Source organism: Maribacter sp. MAR_2009_72 (assembly GCF_007827235.1).
Taxonomy (GTDB): domain Bacteria; phylum Bacteroidota; class Bacteroidia; order Flavobacteriales; family Flavobacteriaceae; genus Maribacter; species Maribacter sedimenticola.
Map to the genome: position 1 here is coordinate 1,365,081 of NZ_VISB01000001.1, position 24,319 is coordinate 1,389,399.

General features: G+C 38.7%; 16 protein-coding genes and 2 tRNA genes. 11 read left to right on the forward strand and 7 right to left on the reverse strand.

Features of this window, described 5'->3' with window-relative positions:
* Position 1: 1 nt before the first annotated feature.
* The 4 genes from JM81_RS05675 to JM81_RS05690 are packed head-to-tail and all read left to right on the forward strand — an operon-like array spanning position 2 to position 5,134.
* Positions 2 to 1,825 carry a hypothetical protein gene (locus JM81_RS05675; RefSeq protein ID WP_144801277.1) on the forward strand — a complete coding sequence of 608 codons (1,824 nt, stop codon included), beginning with the start codon at positions 2 to 4 and terminating at the stop codon, positions 1,823 to 1,825.
* 10 nt (positions 1,826 to 1,835) lie between these two features.
* Positions 1,836 to 2,150 (forward strand): L-rhamnose mutarotase, encoded by a 315-nt coding sequence (gene rhaM, locus JM81_RS05680; protein ID WP_144801279.1) that lies wholly within the window; start codon positions 1,836 to 1,838, stop codon positions 2,148 to 2,150.
* Positions 2,151 to 2,153: 3 nt separating this feature from the next.
* Positions 2,154 to 3,626, forward strand: coding sequence for a sulfatase (locus tag JM81_RS05685; RefSeq protein WP_144801281.1), 1,473 nt, complete (start codon positions 2,154 to 2,156; stop codon positions 3,624 to 3,626).
* A gap of 5 nt (positions 3,627 to 3,631) precedes the next feature.
* The gene (locus JM81_RS05690; RefSeq protein ID WP_144801283.1) at positions 3,632 to 5,134 is read left to right on the forward strand and encodes a sulfatase; all 1,503 of its coding nucleotides are present in this window, start codon (positions 3,632 to 3,634) and stop codon (positions 5,132 to 5,134) included.
* A 48-nt stretch (positions 5,135 to 5,182) separates the two neighbouring features.
* Here the strand turns inward: JM81_RS05690 and JM81_RS05695 are convergent, their stop codons facing one another.
* The 4 genes from JM81_RS05695 to JM81_RS05710 all read right to left on the reverse strand — a co-directional run bounded on the left by JM81_RS05695 (position 5,183) and on the right by JM81_RS05710 (position 8,355).
* A complete protein-coding gene (locus JM81_RS05695) occupies positions 5,183 to 5,749 on the reverse strand; it encodes a phage integrase SAM-like domain-containing protein (RefSeq protein WP_144801285.1) in 567 nt (188 codons plus the stop codon).
* A 252-nt stretch (positions 5,750 to 6,001) separates the two neighbouring features.
* Positions 6,002 to 6,076, reverse strand: a tRNA-Pro gene (locus tag JM81_RS05700).
* A 39-nt stretch (positions 6,077 to 6,115) separates the two neighbouring features.
* Positions 6,116 to 6,204: transfer RNA gene (locus JM81_RS05705), tRNA-Ser, on the reverse strand.
* A 111-nt stretch (positions 6,205 to 6,315) separates the two neighbouring features.
* Positions 6,316 to 8,355 carry an HD family phosphohydrolase gene (locus JM81_RS05710; RefSeq protein WP_144801287.1) on the reverse strand — a complete coding sequence of 680 codons (2,040 nt, stop codon included), beginning with the start codon at positions 8,353 to 8,355 and terminating at the stop codon, positions 6,316 to 6,318.
* A gap of 122 nt (positions 8,356 to 8,477) precedes the next feature.
* Here JM81_RS05710 and JM81_RS05715 point away from each other — a divergent pair, with 122 nt between their 5' ends.
* Complete coding sequence (locus JM81_RS05715; RefSeq protein ID WP_144801289.1) at positions 8,478 to 9,653, forward strand: acetyl-CoA C-acyltransferase; 1,176 nt, start codon at positions 8,478 to 8,480, stop codon at positions 9,651 to 9,653.
* Between the two features lie 9 nt (positions 9,654 to 9,662).
* A complete protein-coding gene (locus JM81_RS05720; RefSeq protein WP_144801291.1) occupies positions 9,663 to 10,415 on the forward strand; it encodes an NlpC/P60 family protein in 753 nt (250 codons plus the stop codon).
* A 47-nt stretch (positions 10,416 to 10,462) separates the two neighbouring features.
* On the opposite strand, the gene JM81_RS05725 is transcribed toward JM81_RS05720, so the two are convergent.
* A complete protein-coding gene (locus JM81_RS05725) occupies positions 10,463 to 11,725 on the reverse strand; it encodes a tetratricopeptide repeat protein (RefSeq protein ID WP_144801293.1) in 1,263 nt (420 codons plus the stop codon).
* A gap of 39 nt (positions 11,726 to 11,764) precedes the next feature.
* Entirely contained in the window at positions 11,765 to 14,299 is a 2,535-nt protein-coding gene (gene gyrA / locus JM81_RS05730) for a DNA gyrase subunit A (RefSeq protein WP_144801295.1), read from the reverse strand.
* 258 nt (positions 14,300 to 14,557) lie between these two features.
* Here gyrA and JM81_RS05735 point away from each other — a divergent pair, with 258 nt between their 5' ends.
* On the forward strand, positions 14,558 to 17,110 hold the full coding sequence (locus tag JM81_RS05735) for an ATP-dependent Clp protease ATP-binding subunit (protein WP_089259841.1): 2,553 nt from the start codon (positions 14,558 to 14,560) through the stop codon (positions 17,108 to 17,110).
* Positions 17,111 to 17,318: 208 nt separating this feature from the next.
* Positions 17,319 to 17,720 carry an STAS/SEC14 domain-containing protein gene (locus JM81_RS05740; protein ID WP_089259840.1) on the forward strand — a complete coding sequence of 134 codons (402 nt, stop codon included), beginning with the start codon at positions 17,319 to 17,321 and terminating at the stop codon, positions 17,718 to 17,720.
* Between the two features lie 2 nt (positions 17,721 to 17,722).
* On the opposite strand, the gene JM81_RS05745 is transcribed toward JM81_RS05740, so the two are convergent.
* The gene (locus tag JM81_RS05745) at positions 17,723 to 19,276 is read right to left on the reverse strand and encodes an NAD(P)H-hydrate dehydratase (RefSeq protein ID WP_144801297.1); all 1,554 of its coding nucleotides are present in this window, start codon (positions 19,274 to 19,276) and stop codon (positions 17,723 to 17,725) included.
* 266 nt (positions 19,277 to 19,542) lie between these two features.
* On the opposite strand from JM81_RS05745, the gene thrA reads away from it, so the two are divergent.
* The 3 genes from thrA to thrC are packed head-to-tail and all read left to right on the forward strand — an operon-like array spanning position 19,543 to position 24,266.
* Positions 19,543 to 21,984, forward strand: coding sequence for a bifunctional aspartate kinase/homoserine dehydrogenase I (gene thrA, locus JM81_RS05750; protein WP_144801299.1), 2,442 nt, complete (start codon positions 19,543 to 19,545; stop codon positions 21,982 to 21,984).
* 23 nt (positions 21,985 to 22,007) lie between these two features.
* Positions 22,008 to 22,934 (forward strand): homoserine kinase, encoded by a 927-nt coding sequence (locus JM81_RS05755; protein ID WP_144801301.1) that lies wholly within the window; start codon positions 22,008 to 22,010, stop codon positions 22,932 to 22,934.
* A gap of 36 nt (positions 22,935 to 22,970) precedes the next feature.
* Positions 22,971 to 24,266, forward strand: coding sequence for a threonine synthase (thrC, locus tag JM81_RS05760; RefSeq protein ID WP_144801303.1), 1,296 nt, complete (start codon positions 22,971 to 22,973; stop codon positions 24,264 to 24,266).
* Positions 24,267 to 24,319 lie beyond the last annotated feature (53 nt).

Sequence of the window (24,319 nt, forward strand, 5' to 3'; positions counted from 1 at the left end):
TATGAAATTAGGATTATTATGTAAAAATCGTCTCGTAGTCATTAACTTATTGGTTCTTGGCTTAGGCAGTATAAACGCTCAAAAATCATCACATCCACTGGTCTCTCAACAATGTGCAGATACCTGGAGTGCCACCGATGATCTTCAGCGCAGCTTGCCATTGAACGAAGAAACCGGGAATCTTAAAAAAGATAAGTTCGTGGGTATCTTTTATTTTACGTGGCTCGGTGCGCATGGATATGACGAGCACACGCAGACCCTTCCTGACGAAGGGGTACATCCCACAACGGCTGCTGATACTCTTAGTCCCTATGATATTACTGAAATTATAAAGGTAAATCCAAGAAACCCAAAATTTGGTCCGGTTAATGCTTTTCATCATTGGGGTGAACCTTACTTTGGATATTATTTGACAGATGACGAATGGGTCATTTTGAAACATGCCCAATTATTGTCCGATGCAGGCATTGATGTCATCGTTTTTGATGTAACCAATTCCTTGGCATATCTTCCGCAAGTCAAAAAAATTTGTAGGGTTTTCACAGAGCTTGAGAAAAAGGGTTGGGCAGTACCTAAAATTGCCTTCTTGACCAACACCAAGCATGTTGAGACCACAGAGAAAATATACAATGGCTTTTATAAGAAAGGACTTTACAGAAATCTTTGGTTTTATTGGAAAGGCAAGCCACTTTTGATGGGCAATAACGAAGGCTTGAATTCCGAACTGACCGATTATTTCAACTTTAGAAGGTCCTGGGCCTGGACGGATGGTCAAGAATGGTTTGGAGACGGAGAGGACAAATGGCCCTGGATTGATCATTATCCGCAGAACTTCGGTTGGCACGATTCTCCCGATATACCGGAACAAATTGTGGTTTCAACTGCGCAACACCCTATTTCCAATATAGGACGCAGTTTCCATAATGGAAAACAGCCGTCAACAGATAGCCTTCAATCTGGGAAGGGGCTATTTTTTGATGAACAATGGAGAAGGGCACTAGAGGTAGACCCCGAATTTGTGTTCATTACCGGGTGGAACGAATGGGTGGCCATGCGGTTTGATGATGGTAAGGCCAAAAACATGATGGGCCAGCCTATTAAAAAAGGGGAAACCTATTTTGTTGACCAATATAATGCCGAATTCAGCAGGGACATTGAACCGATGAAAGGTGGCTTTAAAGACAATTATTATTATCAAATGGTGGCCAATATCAGGAAATTCAAGGGTACTAGATCGTTTTCACAAGATACAGACCTCCACAAAATAAGCATTGATGGTAGATTTGCTGAATGGGAAAAAGTTTCTACCTCCTATTACGACCATGAAGGAGATATTCTTCATCGATCCCACCCTGGCTGGGGTCGAATAACGGCATACCAAAATACTTCGGGAAGAAATGATTTAATAGAGGCAAAGGTTGCTGAAAATTCTCAGAACCTTTATTTTCTCCTTAAGATCTCAGAAAAATTTGAAACCAAAGAATGGCCTACGGAGCTGGTTCTTTTTATTAAGGACAACGAATCCAATCAACCTACCTGGGAAGGGTTTCATTACATGATTAAAATCGGGGTGAACGGTTTACAACTTCATGAATCCAAAGGAGGATGGAATTGGAAGGAAAAAGCTAAAATTGACTCAAAATTATCGAGCAATGCGTTAGAACTTGCCATTCCAAAATCGGTTTTGAACCTAAAAGGAAAAAATCTGGAATTCAAATGGGCCGATAACATTTCCACCGATGGGGATATCATGAAATTCTATGATCAAGGCGATGTTGCCCCAAACGCCAGGTTCACCTATCGGTATAAAATCATAAATCCGTAAAGAAAAGAACATGATTAGAAAAGCTTTTAAAATGAAATTGTTTAGCAATAAGGTTCAGGAGTACACCCAAAGGCATAATCCCATTTGTCCAGAACTTGAAGATACACTCAAAAAACATGGTGTAACTAACTACAGTATTTTTTTGGATTCGGATACTGATACTCTTTTTGGCTATGCCGAAATTGAATCCGAAGAAAAATGGAATGCCATTGCCGAAACAACTATCTGTAAAAAATGGTGGGCCTATTTGGCCAATTTAATGGATACCCATGATAACAATAGTCCTGTATCAAAAGAACTGAACTCTGTATTTTTTATATCTTAGCTTATGAAAACATTAATTTATTTTACATTACTTTCATTTTTAGCAATAACTTTTGCTTGTAAAGAAATAACTCAAGAGGAGCCCAAAAATAAACAACCACTCAATGTTGTACTGATCCTTACCGACGATCAGGGTGCGCATCTGTCTGCTCTTGGAACCAAAGGTATTGAAACACCGAACGTTGATGAATTGGCAAAAAAAGGAATGATGTTTACCAACTCTTTTGCTGTTGTCCCTTCATGCTCTCCCAGTAGAAGCTCCATAATGACGGGCATGTACCCTCATGCCAATGGACATTGGCGGAATACAATAACACCCAAACTATCTGATGGGGACACAGAATTTACCAGGGCATCTTCCACTGTGGACAAAGTGGGCATCCATGAGTATATTAAAACACTTCCTGAGATACTTCAAGAAAATGGCTACTTCACCGCTATCACGCAAAAGTTCCACATGAGTCCGCCATGGAAGTTTCCATATAGCGCAAGAAACGCCGTTCAAAATAGTCCAGAAGAATTCAAGAAGGTCATTTCTGATTTTATTACTGAGGCGGATGACAAACCTTTCTTTTTTCAGGCCAATATTGCCCCCCCCCATCGAAATCTGGATAAGCACATGGAATATTTTCCAGAATTCCTTCCCCATAGGGACGGCATCGAAGTTCCCGAATATTTGGCTGATACACCTGCTATGCGAGAAGATTTGGCCAAATATTATGGCTCTGTACAGTTGGCAGATGCCTGTGCAGGGAGTATAATGGATGTTTTAAATGAAAAAGGACTCCTGGAAAATACCTTAATCATTTTTACCGGCGACCAAGGTGAGCCTTACCATCGGGCAAAAGCATCACCTTATTACGCCGGTCTCCATGTACCCTTTGTAGCGAGTGGCCCAATGGTGGAGAAAGATAAGATTTCCGAGGCGTTGATATCGCATATTGATATTATGCCTACTATCTTGGACTATTTGGAAATCGATATTCCCGAAACCGTTCAAGGTAAATCATTAAAGCCTGTTTTTTCTGGAGAATCCGAAAAAGTACGAGGACGTAATTATGTCTTCGGAGAACATAACTCTCACGGTCCCATACGAGCAGAACAATATCCCAGTAGGGTAATCTTTGATGGGAGATTTTACTATATCCAAAATTTGATGCATCAAAAAACATACGAATTACCCGCAGATCTGATGGTAGAGAAAGGATGGGGCAATGGAAGCTACCAAGCGACCTTGGATGCAGAGCTAACACACCCTGTTCAATACAAACTATTAAGACAGTTGGAATCGGGTCGCCCATTCGAAGAATTGTATGACATGCAAAACGATCCAGGGCAATTAATAAATCTAGCAGGAAAAGAAACTTATCTTGAAAAACAGAAAGAACTCAAAAATGCACTTTTAAAATGGAGAGATGAATCAAATGACTTGTCTGACGACCCACAAGACATTAAAACCAGACAATCACAACTTTAAACTATATGAAACGAGCAGTACAGTTATTAATGATGATATACATTGGTGGGATTCTTTATAGTTGCAAAAACAACAATGCAAAAGACCCTGACGTGTCATCCAACAAAAAAACCATTTCAAACCGGCCAAATATAATTTTCATCATGGACGACCAACACCGTTGGGATGCTCTAGGGAAGATAAATAGTCAGGTAATCACCCCTACCTTGGACAGTCTTGCTACTCATGGTATTTATTTCAGCCAAGCGGTTTGCCAAGCACCTATGTGTGTTCCGAGCAGAAACTCGATTATGTTTGGATTATATCCAAACCAAACAAGTGTTTTTCGTAATAATGGAGGTGTTCCCGATTCATTAATGCCGGGTAAGACAATGGCACAATATTTTAAGGATGCTGGCTATGAGACTGCTGGCTTCGGCAAAACGCACTGGGGCAAATACAAAACAAACACTAGAGGATTTGAAACGCGCTATGTTTCGGAAATTCCTGAAGAAGGAGCTATTAGCATGGCAGAAATGAATCCCGACGCCAAGGCAAGATATGATGCCGAAATAGCACCCATGGGTGCTGGTGAGGAAAACAATCTTGGCTACCTTGGATTTACCAGTAAACTTCCCGAAGAGGACCACCGGGATGGATGGATCACCAAACAGGCCATTGACTACATCAAAAAGCGAAAGGATGATAGGCCACTATTCTTTTATCTATCTTACATGAAACCACATGCAGGCCATAATGTTCCCGAAGGTTACGAAGACCTGTATGCTGCAGATAACATCCAATATGCGCAACAACCTCCGTGGATAGCAGATTATTCACCACATAGCGAAGGAGTGAATAGGCGTGATATGTACGAGGACTATTGGAAAAATGCTTCAAAAGAGGAATGGAAGCAAATGACGATGCGCTACTATGCAAATGTTACTTGGATAGACAACATGATGGGTAGAACCTTAAAAGCGCTAAAAAACAAGGGTATCTTGGACAATGCCCTTATAATTTATACATCGGACCATGGGGAAATGCTGGGAGAACATTACTATCGCTTCAACAAATACAATTTGTACGAAGCTAGCGTACGAGTTCCCATGATTCTTTCAGGAAGTGCGTTACCAAATACCATTAAAAAAAATACAGTTAGCAATCAGCCAGTAGAAAATATTGATATTCTGCCCACTTTGCTCAACGCAGCAAATATTGATTCAGATAACGAACTGCCTGGCAAAAACTTATTGGGCCCTGTAGATAGAACTGGCAGCTTCTCGTCCCTACATGAGCGTGACGGAGAGGCTGCATTTATGTGGCGTACTCAAGAATATAAGTTGATTCTGGTCTTTGAACGGCAAAAAATGGTCAAAGACTACAAAGAAGAGCATCTTCTTACAGGTGAGTTCTATAACCTCATCAAAGACCCCAACGAATGGGATAATCTATATGGAAATGTGAGCGTCCAAGACGTTCAGGATAAGTTAACCAAAGCACTTATTGCTCATTTGAAGCAGCAGTAAAGAGCAATCATTAAGACTTAATTTGAAAATGTTAATTTTTTCAATCAATCAATTTATGTTAAAAATTAATAGCCTCCTGATTTGATCCCCCGGGATATAACTTCTCAGGTACTTTTCAAACTGCTTTATATTATTATAATCCAGTTCTTTCAAATACATATCTGAGGTTTTATAGGATTTTAAAAGGAATTTCGAAATATAGCTTTGGGTAGTATAGTAGTTTTTTTGGGTACCCCACTTTGATTTGCCGACCATATCCTCATTGTGGTAGGCAATGATATCCGATATAGACCGATTATTTTCATCCTTTCCTAGATATCTGGCCTTAATGGCCTGCGAGGTAATCAATTTATGCTCTGCCATCAAATCGCGATAGGATTTAAAAAGGTGGTTGTAAGTTTCGTTCAAATAACTGTTAAGGATTCTCGATTTTTGCGTGGTCCCTCTAGCTCGGTTTTTATGAACGTCCCAGTCAGAAACTAAAACTTTGCGTTTCAAACTAATTACTGCCCGTTTGCCATTGACCGTGATTCTGGCATAAAGTGATGCTTGGTTGTCCTTTACCCTGGAAAAGTCTGCCCAGAATAGAATACTGAATGTTGAAGATGTTTTCATGATCTCGTCTTTTAGATAACATTTATCTTGTTATCAGACGAAAGTCAAATCACTTATAAAGATACATTTATTTAGTCAACGCAATTGACGTTTTAACAAATCGGTCAACACTTTTACAGTTTTAAATTTATTCACCGATTTGTTGACGTTTCTATTGGGACTAAATGATATGTTTTGATACCCCTAAAAAGAAAAAAAACCTGATAATCATACGATTAACAGGTTTTTGTTATAGATTGATACTATAATTTGTCGGGGTGGCAGGATTCGAACCTGCGACCTCCGCGTCCCAAACGCGGCGCGATAACCGGGCTACGCTACACCCCGAAATGGTTATCAAAAAATATGTCTCTCAACATATCGTTGCGGAGAGACAGGGATTCGAACCCTGGGTAAGTGTTTCCACCTACGACGATTTAGCAAACCGCTCCTTTCGGCCACTCAGGCACCTCTCCAGTAATTCTTCAATGAACTGTTGCTCTAAATAGCGGATGCAAATGTATAAGTATAACTGGTTTTACACAACTATTTTTACTATTTTTTTTGAATATAAAATTAGCCGCCTGTTACTCAGGATATTCCACACGTAAATGATAAATATTGGTCAGCTTTTGTTTGAATATTTTTTTGATGGTTTCTATCTCCTTAAAAGTAATATCCGCATTTAAAAACTGGTTGGCCTTCATTTGGCCCGAAATTATCTTGTCCACAAATTCATCGATAATTAAAAATGTTGGATCCTTTAAACTTTTAGATGCGGCCTCTACAGAGTCCGCCATCATCAATATTGCCGTTTCCCTTGAAAAAGGTAAGGGACCGGGATACCTGAAATCTTCCTCGTTGACGTCATCACCTTTTAAATCCTTCTGTTTCTTATAGAAATAATACACCATTGTTGTTCCATGGTGAGAACGTATAAAATCAATAATACGATCGGGAATTTTATTTTTCCTTGCTAACTCTATCCCTTTTATTACATGGTCTATAATTATTTTGGCACTATGCTTTGGGCTTAATTCATCGTGTGGGTTTACATTGGTAATCTGATTTTCCGTAAAAAAAGTTGGGTCGTTCATTTTACCTATGTCATGGTACAGTGCCCCTACCCTTACCAACATGGCATTTGCACCAATCTCGTTAGCTGCGGCTTCCGCCAAATTGGCAACTTGCAAGGAATGATGAAAAGTACCCGGAGCTTTATTGGATAGTTCTTTTAATAATTTAGAATTTGTATCGGATAGTTCAAGTAAGGATACATCGGATACAAGGCCAAATAATTTTTCATAGATGTAAATAAGTGGCTGTACAAATAAGGTTATCATACCATTTAAGAGAAAAAGGCCAAATGTAAACCATTGTATATCACTTAAATCTCCTTCATGAATGGTATGAAAGGCCAAATAACCAATAATATAGATTAAGGTAATCTGTCCTACACTAACAAAAAGATTTGCTCTTTTATATAGTTCCGAAACAGTTAGAATCGTTACAATGCCGGTAATTATCTGAAGAAATATATACTCAAAACTATTGGGAACCACAAACCCCAATATCAATACGGCCAAGACATGGACAAAGAGCCCTAAACGGGCATCAAAAAATGTTTTTAAAATTAACGGCAATATGCACAAAGGCACTACAAACACCAGTTCATCATTATATTTTACTACCATGGTAGTAATGAATACCATGAGCAACATATTAAAGAAAATAAAAGTGACCTTGGTATTATTGTCATATACTTCTTTTCTATATTTTTTGAGAAAAAGAAATAGCATAATCAACACTAGGGCCACCAGAACGGTATAACCTATTAAAATGTAGTAATAATTATTTGCCGTCCATAATTCCGACTCATATTCCCCTTTTAATGATTCTAGTATTTTTAGATTTTCCGCCTCAACAACTTCACCCTTTGCTATTATTAAACGCCCTTGGTCAACAGTACCTCTCGTATAGGATAGTTTGGAAAGGGCCTCATCCCTTGCTTTCTTCGTTAAACTATTATCAAAACTTACATTTGGCGTAATTAAATCAAAAAATAAGGCTTGGGTTTCATTTTCAAACAATGAGAGGTTGTTCTGGGCCAGAACGGTGCTTACCAATTCATTGATTTCATTTATTTTAAAAAAATCCGTTACCCTAACCTTTCTTGCCTCATTTTCCTTAACTAAATAAATAAAATTACGCTGTACCTGCTTTCCACTATTCTGTAAGATACCTTTGGTATAAATAGAATCCAATATGGCCTCCGAAACATTTTTTAGTCTATTTCTTTGACTGTTCCTTAATCCTATATCCTGCCAAGTTTCATTAAAGGCTACTTGAAATTCTGCCCGTAGATCATCAACAATATTTTGATCATACCTATAATATGGTAACTGATTACGCTCAATAGCCTGTGTTTCTTCCGCTATTTCCGCATCGGTTTTTTGTATGGAAAAGTCAAAGGGCGCATAAAGATTATCGTACTGCCAAGGTTTTCCTTTCTGAAACTCATATTTGAACTTTCCTCCCTTGGGCAAGAAGAAAACAATAAACGCTATCGCTACTATATATAATATATATTTAAATATGAGCGATTGCTTTTTATATAGATTGTCCAAAAGAAAATATTATTATGTTCATCAAAAATAGAAAATATTAATCTGATAACTAGTAATTGAAAGGATATCCCGCGGATTGCTATAGAATTTAGTAATTTCGTAAAATCAACAAAAATAGAATAATGAAAGAGGTTGTTATTGTTTCAGCAGTTAGAACGCCAATTGGAAGTTTCATGGGTGGTTTATCTACCATTACCGCTCCCAGATTGGGAGCTATAGCAATTGAAGGCGCATTACAGAAAATAAGCTTGGATGCCAATTTGGTCAATGAGGTCATTATGGGCAACGTTGTGCAGGCCGGTACAGGTCAAGCTCCCGCCAGACAAGCGGCAATTTATGCTGGAATCCCTAACACCGTACCATGCACCACCATCAACAAAGTTTGTGCATCCGGTATGAAAGCGGTTATGCAAGGCGCACAGGCTATAGCTTTGGGAGATGCTGATATTATCGTTGCCGGTGGCATGGAAAATATGAGCTTGATACCACACTATGTACACATGAGAACAGGTACAAAATTTGGGCCCGGCACCTTAATTGACGGTATGCAAAAAGATGGACTGGTAGATGCTTATGATGAAAAGGCAATGGGTGTATGTGCAGATGCTTGTGCCGTAAAATATGAGTTCTCAAGAGAGGAACAGGACGCCTATGCCATACAATCCTATAAACGCTCTGCCAGTGCCTGGGATAATGGAAAATTCTCCAATGAAGTAATACCCGTGCCTGTACCACAAAGAAGAGGTGAGCCCATACTAGTTGAAAAGGACGAAGAATATAGCAATGTGTTTATTGATAAGATACCTAATCTAAGACCTGCTTTTTCCAAAGATGGTACGGTAACTGCCGCCAATGCCTCTACCATTAATGATGGTGCTGCAGCATTGGTATTAATGAGCAAGGAAAAGGCCAAGGAACTTAATTTAAAACCCTTGGCAAGTATTAAAGGATATGCGGATGCCGCCCATGAACCGGAATGGTTTACGACCGCTCCTGCCAAAGCACTTCCAAAAGCCTTGACCAAGGCACAAGTGTCTATTGACGATATTGATTTTTTTGAATTCAACGAAGCCTTCTCCGTCGTAGGTTTGGCCAATATGAAATTATTGGGGTTAACGGACGACAAGGTAAATGTTAATGGTGGCGCTGTATCACTTGGCCATCCACTAGGATGTTCCGGAGCAAGGATATTGGTTACCTTAATCAATGTGTTGGAGCAAAATGAGGCAAAACTTGGTGCGGCCGCAATCTGCAACGGTGGCGGTGGAGCATCGGCAATGGTAATAGAAAGAGCATAAATAAGCTGCATGCAATACGGAATTTGTCATTTAAGTATTATTCCCGTACGGAGTACTCCAGATGAAGTAGCTGAAATGGTCACCCAACTTTTGTTCGGAGAGCATTTTAAAGTGTTGGAATCTAGAAAAAATTGGTCAAGAATCAAGACATTGTTCGATAAATGCGAAGGATGGATCATGAACAATCAACTGGTATTTATTCCCGAAGATGAATTCAACACTTTGAAAGAATGTAAAGAGGTAAAATTGGCGGCAGAATTGATTACCTATGTTGAAGATGAACATAAAATTCTTACCCCAATCTTAATAGGGTCCAGTATACCCAACACCCCCTCTTTACCCTTAAGTTTTGATGGAATTATTACAAGCGAAAAACAATCAAAGGACAATATTGTTAGAACAGCGTTACTATATTTAAATTCCCCTGAGGTTAAAGGTGGAAGAACACCATTTGGTATTGACGCGGCGGGATTTGCCCAAATGGTCTATAAAATTAATGGATATAAACTTTTACGAACAGCAGAAAGACAATCAACGCAGGGTGATGCACTAAGTTTCGTTGAAGAAAGTGAGGCGGGCGACCTAGCCTTTTTTGATAATTCCAGCGGGTCAATTGACCATGTAGGCATCATTATGGAAAACAATTATGTTATTCATGTACACGGTAAGGTACGTATAGACCGCTTGGACCATACGGGTATTTTTAATAACGACTTAAGAACGTATACCCATCAATTAAGGGTCATTAAAAAAGTGATATAAAAAAAGGCCCTTTTTAGGGCCTTTTACATTTTTAAGATTACAAAGGATTACTCTCCTAACATCTTTTTCATTTTCATGAAATTTTCATTGTCTCCCATTGCTCCATAAATATTCTTCAATTGGATCATGATATTTTCATTTTCAGGATTGGTCTTTAGTGCTTCTTCCAAAATATCTGCACCTTGCTTGAACAAACCATCTTTTTTCTTCTTTAATTCATCATACTTAGCAATGTCCGCTCTTGAATTACCTAATGAATTCATTTCATCGATCATACCGTTACCCTCGTTTACATACGTAGTAGATAAGTTAAGATACGCATTGGTGTAACCTGGATCTATTTCAATTGCTTTATTATAAGACTTTCTGGCATCTTCATAATTTTCTTGCTCCATACTAATAACACCAACGTTGTAATGCAAATCCGCATTGTCCGGCGCCAAGGAAATGGCCTCTGCCATTAACTCCTTAAATTTCTCCTTATCTCCTTGGTTGAAATAAAGATTGGCTTCGTTCAATATTAAATTAACATCTTCCGGATCGTTCTTTCTAGCTGCCTTATAAGCCTCCAAAGCTTTCTCGTCTTGTCCTAATTGCGTATAAATCAATGCGGTATTCTTTACGATTTCAGCTTTTTTAGAAGGTGTTTTTTCATCTATGGGATCTGTATATGTCCCTGATTTAACCATAAGGTCACGTTGAACCTTATCCATTTCCTCCACTTCACCAGATGCAGTGTTGGTAGCTTTATAAACTATACCACCCCCATCGTAACCGATTTCCTGTAGTTTGTTGTAGTAATCCAAAGCCATTTCATAATGACCTCCATTAACAGCACTACCGGCCGCATAATATAAATATGATGTATCCCTAGGACTAAGGGTATAGCTCATATATAATTTCTCTGCAGCTTCCTTAAATTTTTTGTTACCATTGTCACTTACCGCAGAATTTACCAAATCTGCCGTTAGCGCAGCCATATATTGCTCTGTTTCACCGGTATACTTTTGTTTACCGGAAGCCTCCTCAATTTCAATTACCTTTTTGAAAGCATCTGCTGATTTCTTAAATGCATCATTATTGCCTTTTTTGGCCAAATCACTGTAAATTTTACCTTTAGTAAAATAATATTGAGCCTGCACTTTTTCATCTGCAGAAGCTATGGTTCCCGAAGCCGCATCAATAGCAGTTTGAGCCGCCTGCGCATCGCCACCTTTCAAAGCCTTTTCCGCAGCTTTTATTTCATTCTTTTGTGCAAACCCGACCATAGTAAAGGCCAAAGCCGCAACAAGTAAAATCCTATTCTTCATTTTTAATATATTAATTATTAGTGTTTAAAATTTAGATGTTTATTCTTCAGAATCATCCGGTGTATTCGTATCAAGCTCCGTGCCATTATCCGTATTTACCTCAATATCAAGTATTTCGGATTCTTCCAAATCATCTTCATCTTTCATGACTTTGGCAACAGCGGCTATGGAATCGTTCCCCTTAATATTAATTAACCTAACACCCTGGGTTGCTCTACCCATGACCCTTAAGTCTTCTACGCTCATACGAATTGCGATTCCGGATTTATTGATAATCATAAGATCATCCGAATCCGTCACATTTTTAATGGCTACCAATCCTCCGGTCTTTTCGGTAACGCTTATGGTTTTGACCCCTTTACCACCTCTGTTTGTAATTCTGTAATCCTCAATACTTGATCGTTTACCATACCCTTTTTCAGAAACCACCAAAATCTCATCGTCAAAATTATGTACGGAAACCATACCGATTACCTCGTCCTCTTCATTGGCCAAGGTAATACCCCTTACACCAGAGGCATTTCTACCCATTGGCCTGGTCTTACTTTCTTCAAAACGGATTGCCTTTCCAGATTTAAGTCCTAAGAATATCTGACTTGAACCTGTGGTCAATTTAGCCTCTAACAATTCATCTCCGTCACGCACGGTAATAGCATTGATACCATTTTGCCTAGGCCTTGAATATTGTTCCAAAGATGTCTTTTTGACCACACCTTTTTTAGTGGCCATTATGACATAATGTCCGTTTATATACTCCTCATCCTTTAAATCTTGCGTACAGATAAATGCCTTGACACTATCATCCTGCTCAATATTGATCAAGTTCTGAATTGCCCTACCTTTGGATGTTCTACTACCTTCCGGTATTTCAAATACACGCATCCAGAAACATTTTCCTTTTTGCGTAAAGAAGAGCATATATTGATGATTGGTACCTACGAACAGGTGTTCCAAGAAATCTTCATTTCTGGTAGATGAGGCTTTTTGACCAACCCCGCCCCTGTTTTGCGTTTTATATTCTGACAAAGGTGTTCTTTTGATATAGCCCGCATGAGAAATGGTAATCACCACTTGCTCGTCCGGGATCATATCTTCCATACTAAGATCACCACCAGCCAAGTTTATTTCAGATCGTCTTTCATCACCGTACTTATCCTTTATCTCCAGCAATTCATCTTTGATAATCTGCATCCTACGCTCCTTTTTCTCAAGAATATCTTTCAAATCAGCAATTAATAGCATGATTTCCTCATATTCAGACCTTAGCTTGTCCTGTTCCAGACCGGTAAGTTGGCGCAATCTCATTTCAACGATTGCCTTGGCTTGGATTTCACTAAGCTTAAAGCGCTCGATCAAGTTGGCCCTAGCTTCCTCTGCATTGCTGGATGCCCTGATGATGGCAATTACTTCATCAATATTATCCGATGCAATGATCAACCCTTCCAGGATGTGTGCACGATCCTCAGCCTTTTTCAATTCAAACTGCGTTCGCCTAACCACCACTTCATGGCGGTGCTCAACGAAATAATGGATCATGTCCTTAATGTTCAATAATTCTGGCCTACCATTGACCAAAGCAATGTTATTGACACTAAAAGAAGTCTGCAGCGCCGTATACTTATACAGCATGTTCAATACAATATTAGGTATTGCGTCTCTCTTTAAAATATAGACAATACGCATACCGTTACGATCAGACTCGTCACGTATATTGGATATGCCTTCAATTTTCTTTTCATTGACAAGATCGGCAGTCTTTTTGATCATGTCTGCCTTATTGACTTGATACGGAATTTCATGCACTACAATACATTCCCTTCCCTGTACTTCCTCAAAAGTAGCTTTGGCACGCATCATGACACGTCCCCTTCCTGTATGAAAGGCCTCCTTTACCCCATCATAACCATAGATAATACCACCGGTAGGAAAATCCGGTGCCTTGATATGGGTTATCAGCTCATCTATTTCAATATCATTATTGTCAATATAAGCTACCGTACCGTCAACAACTTCAGATAAATTATGTGGTGGCATATTGGTAGCCATACCTACCGCAATACCAGATGCACCGTTCACCAAAAGACTAGGAACCCTGGTTGGCAATACAGTAGGCTCCTTTAATGAATCATCAAAGTTTAATTGATAATCTACCGTCTCTTTTTCGATATCAATAAGCATGTCATCCGCAATCTTGCGCATACGGGCTTCCGTATAACGCATTGCAGCAGGGCTATCACCATCTATAGAACCAAAGTTTCCTTGCCCGTCCACCAGCATGTAACGCAAACTCCACTCTTGGGCCATACGCACCATTGCATCATAAACCGAGGTATCTCCATGGGGATGATACTTACCAAGAACCTCCCCGACAATACGGGCAGATTTTTTATGGGAGCTATTACTTCTAACCCCTAATTCATGCATTCCAAACAAAACCCTTCTGTGTACTGGCTTTAATCCGTCTCTAACATCTGGAAGAGCCCGTGACACAATGACCGACATTGAATAATCAATGTAGGCAGATTTCATTTCATCCTCAATATTAATAGGTATTAATTTTTCACCGTCTGCCATTTAAAATCTTCTGTTTTTTAATTAGTAAAAAAGCATGCCAATATACTTAAATCCTAGGCGTTATAAGAATAACTAAGTTTAATAATATTATAATTTATTAACAGTTATGGCACAAATGTTAATTTTTAATTTATACGCATAATTTTTAACCGATAGACGCACATTTCAAGGGTTTTACAATAACTTTAACGATTATAGGTACGGTATTTGCCATTGATTGAAGGAGATTTAGTAATTTTATAGTTGATAATATAGTATATGGATGATAATTTTTCCCCAAGAGTTAAGGATGTAATTGCTTACAGCAAGGAAGAAGCATTGCGACTTGGTCACGATTTCATCGGAACCGAGCACCTTATGTTAGGGCTTCTTAGAGATGGAAACGGGAAGGCCATAAGCATTTTAGATGCATTGGAAGTTGATTTGGACCACTTACGAAGAAAAGTGGAAATTCTTAGTCCGTCCAACCCAAATGCTAGCGGCGTACAAAAAGATAAGAAAAACCTGCACTTAACGAGACAAGCGGAACGTGCCCTAAAAACAACTTTTTTAGAGGCAAAATTATTTCAGAGTTCCTCTATCAATACTGCACACCTCTTACTTTGTATCCTGAGAAATGAAAACGACCCTACAACCAAGCTTTTACATAAGTTAAAAGTTGATTATGACGGCGTAAAGGAACAGTTCAAGTTTATGATTACCAGTGATGACGATATGGTAGACGGCCCAACGGCCGAATCTTTCCCTAGTGATTCCGAAGAGACCAATGAAGGAAAGGAAAGTACATTTGGATCTACTGCAGGTCAAAAAGGAACCAAAAAATCCAAAACTCCGGTATTGGACAATTTTGGTAGGGACCTTACACATATGGCCGAAGAAAACAAGTTAGATCCTGTCGTTGGTCGCGAAAAGGAAATTGAACGTGTTTCACAGATATTAAGCCGTAGAAAGAAAAACAATCCTTTGCTTATTGGCGAGCCCGGTGTTGGTAAAAGTGCCATAGCCGAAGGTTTGGCTTTGCGTATCGTCAACAAGAAGGTTTCAAGGATACTTTATAATAAAAGGGTGGTGACCCTAGATTTGGCATCCCTTGTTGCGGGTACCAAGTACCGTGGTCAGTTTGAGGAGCGAATGAAGGCGGTCATGAACGAACTTGAGAAGAACGATGATGTAATTTTGTTCATTGACGAAATTCATACCATTGTAGGTGCCGGTGGAGCAACCGGTAGCCTAGATGCCTCCAACATGTTTAAACCTGCCTTGGCAAGAGGTGAGATTCAATGTATTGGTGCTACGACATTGGATGAATATAGACAGTATATTGAAAAGGACGGCGCTTTGGAAAGAAGGTTCCAAAAAGTAATCGTTGAACCTACTTCTATTGACGAAACCATAGAAATACTTCATAATATTAAAGGTAAGTATGAAGATCACCATAACGTGACCTATACCGATGAGGCCATTGTCGCCTGTGTTAAACTTACCAATAGATATATGACAGACCGTTTTCTTCCAGACAAGGCCATTGATGCCCTGGATGAGGCCGGCTCACGCGTGCACATTGTAAATATGGACGTTCCCAAACAAATTCTTGAACTGGAAAAGAAACTGGAAGATGTTCGTGAGCTAAAAAATAGCGTTGTCAAAAAACAAAAGTATGAAGAGGCCGCTAAATTGCGCGATGACGAAAAAAGTTTGGAAAAAGAACTTGCCATAGCACAAGAACGCTGGGAGGACGAAAGTAAACTCAATAAAGAAACCGTAAGTGAGGACAATGTTGCAGATGTGGTTTCCATGATGAGCGGTATACCCGTAAATAGAATTGCACAAACAGAAAGCAATAAATTGGCAGAATTGCCGCAGCTTATCAAATCTAATGTTATTGGCCAAGACGAGGCAGTTGCCAAAGTTTCCAAAGCCATTCAAAGAAATAGGGCTGGACTTAAAGATCCAAATAAACCAATTGGCTCTTTTATCTTTTTAGGGCAGACCGGTGTAGGTAAGACACAATTGGCCAAGGTTCTGGCTAAGGAACTTTTTGACTCGGAAGATGCCCTTATCCGTATAGATATGAGTGAGTATATGGAGAAATTCGCCATTTCTAGATTGGTGGGTGCACCTCCAGGATATGTGGGCTACGAAGAAGGAGGACAGTTAACTGAAAAAGTTAGAAGAAAACCTTATTCTGTCATTCTATTGGACGAAGTAGAAAAGGCGCATCCAGATGTTTTCAATATGCTTTTACAAGTGCTTGATGATGGATTTTTAACCGATAGTCTGGGACGTAAGATTGACTTTAGAAATACAATCATTATTATGACCTCCAATATTGGAGCCAGACAATTAAAGGATTTTGGGCAAGGTGTAGGTTTTGGAACATCGGCAAAAAAATCTCAGGAAGACGCCCATCAAAAAGGAGTTATTGAAAATGCATTGAAAAAAGCATTTGCTCCTGAGTTCTTGAACAGAATAGATGATGTTATCGTTTTCAATGCATTGGAACGAGTTCATATACATCAAATCATTGATATTGAACTTGCAAAACTGTATAAGAGAATTAAGGATATAGGATATCATTTAAATCTTACGGACAACGCAAAAGATTATATAGCGGAAAAAGGTTTTGACAAACAATACGGTGCCAGACCACTAAAAAGGGCAATCCAAAAATATATAGAGGATGCATTGGCTGAAGAGATCGTAAATTCCAAACTTAAAGAAGGGGACAGTATTTATATTGACCTTGACAAAAAGACCGAGGAATTGACCATAGATATAAAGAAGGCTGAAGAGGAATCTCCCAAGACCTGATACAAGTATTAAATTATCTTAAAGAAAAGGAGTCCTACTTTGGACTCTTTTTTTTGTGCAAAATTTATATGATTATGTAAGAATTGAAATACACCGATATCCGCTATACGCAGTACGTACGATATTTATGTGTTTTAACTAATAATTTGCCCCAAGAATACGCTTCAATTTACATTTGCTATAGACACACTATATTAATACAAGCCGAATGAAAGTTGGATCAACCAAAAAAAAGAAGGTAGTAGTACGCGAGTACGAATTGGAAATAGGAAAAATTCAAGTATTTGATAATTATATGGTATCCATCTTTGATGAAGGTGCAACCCTTACACTTGAACGAGCATATCAAATTATAGGCATCTCGGAAATCCATTTTAGGAATAAAAATTTTGGATTCATTAGTTTGCGCAAAAACTCATTTGCCATTGACCCTACCATTTATAACTATTTAAAGCAGCTGGAAAACCTTAAAGCTTTTGCCATCGTTTCTGTAAAAGAAATAGATATGCATAACTTTAAGATTGAAAAATTGTTCTACAAAAAACCTATGAAGTTTTTTATAGAATACGACAACGCCTTAAAATGGGTGAAAAGAAGGGTTAACTCATAAAACTATTGCTGAGCTTCCGGTTCCGCTTCACTAGGTTGGGGCTGTTCCGGAATATGAAACAAATCAAGATACGCATTCCCTAAATTGGATATTAGGTCTGTTGCAACCATAGATTGATATCCTGTTTTTTCAACCGCTATATCCCCTGCTTTGCCATGCAGGTATACACCAAACACTGCGGCATTCAAAGCTGAATAACCTTGCGCCCGCAAGCCGGATATAATTCCCGTTAGTACATCTCCACTTCCCGCAGTGGCCATTCCGGGATTACCCGTAGTATTCACATACCCTTTCCCGTTTTGTACAACAATGCTATTTGCACCCTTTATAACCACTACACATTGGTGTTGGTCAGAGAATTTTTTGACCTTGTTCAATTTATCAAAATCGTTTTTCCATTTACCAATCAACCGTTCCAACTCTTTAGGATGTGGCGTCAATATAGTATCTTTTGGCAAGTGCTTAAGTAAGTCCTTATGTTTTGAGAGAATATTGATCGCATCAGCATCCAACACCAATGGCTTTTCATTGCTTTTCAAAAATGAGCCGAATGCTATAATAGTTTTATCATCAGTACCCATACCCATACCTACACCTATAATTGTAGGGTCAATCTCAAATGTAATGTCGGTAATTATTTTTTCATCCTTATCAGTCAATACCATTATCTCTGGTAGCGAAGTCTGCAAAATAGAGTAGCCAACTGCTGGGGAATAGGCCGTAACCAACCCACAACCGGCATGCAAGGCCGCCTTTGACGATAAACATACCGCGCCGATCTTACCATAACTTCCCCCAAGAATTAACACATGACCATAAGTACCCTTATGGGCATATTTCTCTCGTGGTCTATAAACGGTCAACACTTCATTTTTACCAATTAATTCATATGCGGTTTCGGTAGAGCTTAAATAATCTACATCTAGCCCTATGTCCAAGGCTTCCCATTGTTCTACGTAAGGACCGGATTCCGGTAAGAAAAAAGTAAGTTTAGGTGCCTGGAAGCTTAACACATAATTTGATTTTATGATAGCATCAAAATCTTTTGGACTTTGATCACTGAACAACCCCGAAGGAATGTCTATAGATAAAATAAAGGCTTGTGAATTATTAAGATGCTGAATTAATTTTATCACCCAAGCGTCAGGAGTTCTATTGATACCTATGCCAAAAATACCGTCAACAATAATATCATCCTTACCTATAACAGGCAATTCATCATCGGAATTCATGAAATTTGGCCAACATTTACGTTCCTTTAATCGTGCTAAATTGATTAGAAAATCTTCTGAACGTTTTTCGCTGTAGTTGACCACATAAACGGCAATATTGTAACCATGCTCCAACAAATGCCTAGCCAAGGCAATGCCATCTCCCCCATTATTCCCTATACCACAGAACAAATGTATTTTTACCGGGGCGCCTTGCATTCTTAAATGCATCCAATTAAATAATTGTAACGATGCGCGCTCCATTAACTCCTCACCGGCAATACCTTGTTTTTTCGTGGTAATCTGATCTGCCTTATATATTTGTTTTGCACTAAATAACTTCATTCTTTATGCTATTTTGAACTAAAAAGTAACGATTCCGTAAAAAATTGTGGAATCATTTGATTAAGATACCAAATGTACTACTTTTGATTTTCAACCAATAGTATTATGGACTGCGAAAAAACAGACATAACAATTAACATTACTTCCGTAACCAATTGCTATGGTTCTACAACCGCATGGTTCACCCTTAGGGGTTAAAAACTATATATCTCCGTTTCTGTGTTTAACTACACCATATCTTTTTAAAAAGTCAATATTTCAATAGCATGAAAGTTTTAAAATTTGGAGGTTCATCTGTAGCCAATCCTGAAAATATTATTAAAATAAAGAATATCATTTCCAAATATGAAGACCAAATTATTTTGGTCGTCTCTGCATTTGGGGGTGTAACGGACCATTTATTAGAAGCCGGTACGTTGGCATCTACACAAGATGAATCCTACAAAAAAGTGCTAGCCACTTTAGAGGAAAGACATTTAACGGCCACAAAACAATTACTGCCCGTAAATGCACAAAGCCGCGTTTTGAGTAAGGTAAAAAGTGAATTCAATGAATTGGAAACCTTATTGGAAGGTGCTTTCTATATTGGTGAGATTACCCCAAGACTTTCTGACAGAATCGTAAGTTTTGGAGAATTACTTTCCTCTTACATTATTAGTGAATACCTTAAAAGCGAGCAATTAGATGCGGAGTTCAAGGATAGTAGGGAAATTATCATTACCCAAAAACTGAACGGCAAGAATATGGTGAACTTTGCCAAGACGAATGCCAATTGTATAGCATATTTCAAGGCCAGCAATGCAAAAATAACAGTATGTCCCGGATTTATTTCAACCTCTGAAGAAGGAAATTCTACAACATTGGGAAGGGGAGGTTCTGATTATACCGCAGCAATATATGCCGCAGCACTTGATGCTGAAATTCTGGAAATATGGACAGATGTTAGCGGTATGTATACCGCCAATCCTAAAATGGTAAAACAAGCCAAAGCAATTCCCCATATTTCTTACGAAGAAGCCATGGAACTATCGCACTTTGGTGCCAAGGTACTATACCCACCCACTATACAACCAGTGCTATCCAAAGGTATATCCATTGTAATCAAAAACACCTTTGACCCAGAGGCCAATGGCACCCTGATTACCAAATCAAAAAATGAAAAAGGAAAGACGGTCAGAGGCATTAGCCATATAGGAAATATTGCATTAATTTCTCTGGAAGGTCCAGGAATGGTAGGTATACCAGGTATATCCAAACGTTTTTTTGAAGTACTTTCTCAAGCAGACATTAGCGTTGTCCTTATTACGCAGGCTTCATCCGAACATTCTATTTGTGTAGGTATTTCAGCCGATGATGTTGAAAAAGCAGTTCACATAGTAAATGAAGCTTTTGAATATGAAATAGAAAGGGGACGAATTAAAACGGTCATTCCCGAGAAAGATTTAGCTATTGTAGCATTGGTAGGTGATAACATGAAAAGCCACCAAGGATTAAGTGGTAAAATGTTCAGCACACTTGGAAAGAACAATGTCAACATCCGCGTAATTGCACAAGGTGCCTCTGAAAGAAATATTTCATGTATCATAGATCAAAAGGATGTTAAGAAAGCTTTAAATGCCCTACATGAAGAATTCTTTGAAGAGAATATTAAACAACTGAACCTATTTGTAATGGGTGTTGGTAATGTAGGTGCAAAATTTCTTGAACAGATAAGGTCTCAACGTAAATTTTTGAAAGAGAACTTAAAATTGAACATTCGTGTTATTGGCATGTCCAACTCTAGAACCATGTTTTTTGATGAAAAGGGTATAGACCTAAATACATGGCAAGAAAAATTGGCAAATGGTCAAAAAGCAGACAAGTCCAAATTTCTTGAATTGGTGAATACGCTAAATTTCAGAAATAGCATATTTGTGGACAACACCGCAAGTGAAGATGTTTCTACTTCTTATAGCGAATATTTAGGCAATAGTATTTCCGTTGTTACCTGTAACAAAATTGCATGTTCTTCGGCCTATGAAAATTATGCCCATTTAAAATCCTTGGCAAGAAGTTATAATGCCCCATTTTTGTTTGAAACCAATGTTGGTGCAGGTTTACCTATTATTGACACGCTAAAGCACCTTATTGCTTCGGGCGATAAAATTTTAAAGATTCAAGCTGTCCTATCCGGTAGCCTAAACTTTGTGTTCAACAATTTTAACGATACCACAACTTTTCATGATGTGGTAAAACAAGCCCAGGAAGAAGGGTACACGGAACCCGACCCTAAAATAGATTTAAGCGGTGTAGACGTTATGCGCAAAATATTAATCTTGGCAAGGGAGAGTGGTAACGTACTGGAAATATCCGATATAAAAAATAATCCATTTCTACCTGAAGAAAGCTTAAAGACCACTAATAACGAGGATTTCTTTGCTTCATTGATAAAGCACGAACCTCATTTCCAAAATCTCTATGCCAGCGCTAAAAATGCTGATAGTAAATTAAAATATGTTGCACAATATGATAATGGAGTGGCCAGTGTAGGTCTGCAAGAAATACCTAAAGGTCATGATTTTTATAATTTAGAAGGAAGTGATAACATCGTACTTTTCTATACTGAACGTTACCCTAACCAACCCATGATTATAAAAGGTGCCGGTGCAGGTGCCGATGTTACGGCTTCTGGTATATTTGCCGATATTATAAGAATAGGTAATTTTTAATTGACGTATAAATCGTTTTGACCATGAATGAGAACGAAGTTAAAGTCTTTTGCCCTGCTACAGTTGCGAACATATCTTGTGGATTTGATGTTTTGGGCGTTGCCCTGGATGCGGTAGGTGACGAAATGACCGTAAGAAAAGTTACTGAAAAGGGAATAAAAATTACCAAACTTAGCGGACAAGACCTTCCCAAAGAGACCTTAAACAATGTTGCCGGGGTTGCCGGTAATGCATTTTTGCTGGCTGCGGATTACGAAGGTGGTTTTGAAATAGAGATTAATAAAAAAATAAAACCCGGCAGTGGAATTGGCAGTAGTGCAGCAAGTTCTGCCGGTGCAGTCTGGGCCATGAACCATCTATTGGACTACCCCTTCAATAATACCGACCTGGTTAAATTTGCCATGGAAGGTGAACGGTTGGCAAGTGACGTTGCCCATGCGGATAATGTAGCCCCTGCCCTATTTGGTGGCTTTACCCTAGTGCGCAGCTACAGCCCGTTGGACATTATTACCATACCGGCACCATCAGAACTATATATTACCATAATACATCCACAAATAGAAATTAAGACATCTGATTCCAGAAAAATCTTGAAAACAACGATTTCTATGGAAACAGGAATAAAACAATGGGGAAATGTTGGAGGTCTAATTGCTGGACTTTTTAAGGAGGACTACGCCCTTATCGGCAGATCTTTGGAAGATCATATTGTTGAACCCATCCGTTCCATACTCATCCCTGGATTTGACGAAGTCAAAAAAACAGCTTTATCTGCCGGTGCCCTTGGTTCTGGAATTTCTGGGTCGGGACCATCCATATTTGCCTTTAGTAAAGGAAAAGAAACCGCCATCAAAGTCGGTGATGCCATGAAGTTGGTATATGATAAAATTGGCATTGCCTATGAGATCCATGTATCCAAAATTAATACGGACGGCGTACGTCCCCTTTAAAAAACTCACATTTTCATAACCTAAAAAATAGTCATCTTGAAATTCTATAGTTTAAATGGCAAAGCGCCAGTTGTATCATTTGATGTTGCCGTAGTCAACGGTATTGCCCCGGACAAAGGATTATATTTCCCAGAACAGATAAATTCCTTACCTAAGTCGTTTTTTGAGACTATTGAAAATTTATCCAATGAAGACATCGCCTTTACCGCCATTCGTCAATTCGTGGAAGAAACCATACCTGATGATATTCTTAGAGGTATTTTAAAAGAAGTGTTGGACTTTGATTTCCCCGTAGTCGATATAACTCCTAATATTGGCACCTTAGAACTTTTTCATGGCCCCACCATGGCCTTTAAAGATGTTGGCGCAAGATTTATGGCTCAATGCCTTGGCTATTTTTCACGGTCCCATAAACAAGAGGTTACCGTATTGGTCGCTACTTCCGGTGATACGGGAGGTGCAGTTGCCAATGGCTTTTTAGGCGTAGATGGAGTAAACGTGGTCATACTTTACCCAAGTGGAAAAGTCAGTGATATTCAAGAACGACAATTGACCACCTTAGGACAAAATATTACTGCCTTAGAGGTAGACGGCACTTTTGATGATTGCCAAACAATGGTAAAAAATGCATTCTTGGACAAGGATTTGCTACAACATCTAAAATTAACATCGGCAAACTCTATCAATGTTGCCAGATGGCTTCCCCAGCTATTTTATTTTTTATTTGCGTACAAGCAAGCGAAATCCAAAGGAAAGGACATTGTATTTTCTGTACCTTCTGGAAATTTTGGTAATATTTGTGCTGGTTTCGTGGCTCAACGTTTAGGAATGCCGGTTAACCATTTTATAGCCGCCACCAATGTAAACGATACCGTACCTCAATATATGATGACAAAGGAATATAGTCCAAAACCATCTACCGCTACCATATCAAATGCAATGGATGTTGGTGACCCAAGTAATTTCATTCGTATTCGTCATTTATTCAAAGATAATTTTGAAACATTAAAGGAGAACTTATCCTCCTACTCCTTTAATGATGTGCAAACCAAGCAAGCTTTGAAAGAAATATACGCTATTAACGGATATATTGCCGATCCTCATGGTGCCGTAGGTTATTTAGGCTTAAGGAAATACCAAGAGCAACACCCAAATGTATATGGTATATTTCTGGAAACCGCGCACCCTGTAAAGTTTCTGGATGTCGTTGAGGATACCCTAACGGAAAAACTGGAAATTCCTAGCCAGATATTACGGGTTATGGGCAAGAACAAAGCATCTATTAAAATTGCCACTTATCAAGATTTAAAGCAGTATTTGAAAAAATCATAAGCTAAAAATGTAGTTGACAATATTTTCCTAAATAGCTAATTTGTCAGAATTGC

Bases quoted from the DNA above. Each gene is read 5' to 3' on its own strand.
- JM81_RS05715 (WP_144801289.1), top strand. From the start codon at position 8,478: ATGAAAGAGGTTGTTATTGTTTCAGCAGTTAGAACGCCAATTGGAAGT.
- JM81_RS05745 (WP_144801297.1), bottom strand. From the start codon at position 19,276: ATGAAGTTATTTAGTGCAAAACAAATATATAAGGCAGATCAGATTACC.
- JM81_RS05695 (WP_144801285.1), bottom strand. From the start codon at position 5,749: ATGAAAACATCTTCAACATTCAGTATTCTATTCTGGGCAGACTTTTCC.
- gyrA (WP_144801295.1), bottom strand. From the start codon at position 14,299: ATGGCAGACGGTGAAAAATTAATACCTATTAATATTGAGGATGAAATG.
- thrA (WP_144801299.1), top strand. From the start codon at position 19,543: ATGAAAGTTTTAAAATTTGGAGGTTCATCTGTAGCCAATCCTGAAAAT.
- JM81_RS05685 (WP_144801281.1), top strand. From the start codon at position 2,154: ATGAAAACATTAATTTATTTTACATTACTTTCATTTTTAGCAATAACT.
- JM81_RS05740 (WP_089259840.1), top strand. From the start codon at position 17,319: ATGAAAGTTGGATCAACCAAAAAAAAGAAGGTAGTAGTACGCGAGTAC.
- JM81_RS05720 (WP_144801291.1), top strand. From the start codon at position 9,663: ATGCAATACGGAATTTGTCATTTAAGTATTATTCCCGTACGGAGTACT.
- JM81_RS05690 (WP_144801283.1), top strand. From the start codon at position 3,632: ATGAAACGAGCAGTACAGTTATTAATGATGATATACATTGGTGGGATT.
- JM81_RS05725 (WP_144801293.1), bottom strand. From the start codon at position 11,725: ATGAAGAATAGGATTTTACTTGTTGCGGCTTTGGCCTTTACTATGGTC.
- JM81_RS05735 (WP_089259841.1), top strand. From the start codon at position 14,558: ATGGATGATAATTTTTCCCCAAGAGTTAAGGATGTAATTGCTTACAGC.
- JM81_RS05675 (WP_144801277.1), top strand. From the start codon at position 2: ATGAAATTAGGATTATTATGTAAAAATCGTCTCGTAGTCATTAACTTA.
- JM81_RS05755 (WP_144801301.1), top strand. From the start codon at position 22,008: ATGAATGAGAACGAAGTTAAAGTCTTTTGCCCTGCTACAGTTGCGAAC.
- rhaM (WP_144801279.1), top strand. From the start codon at position 1,836: ATGATTAGAAAAGCTTTTAAAATGAAATTGTTTAGCAATAAGGTTCAG.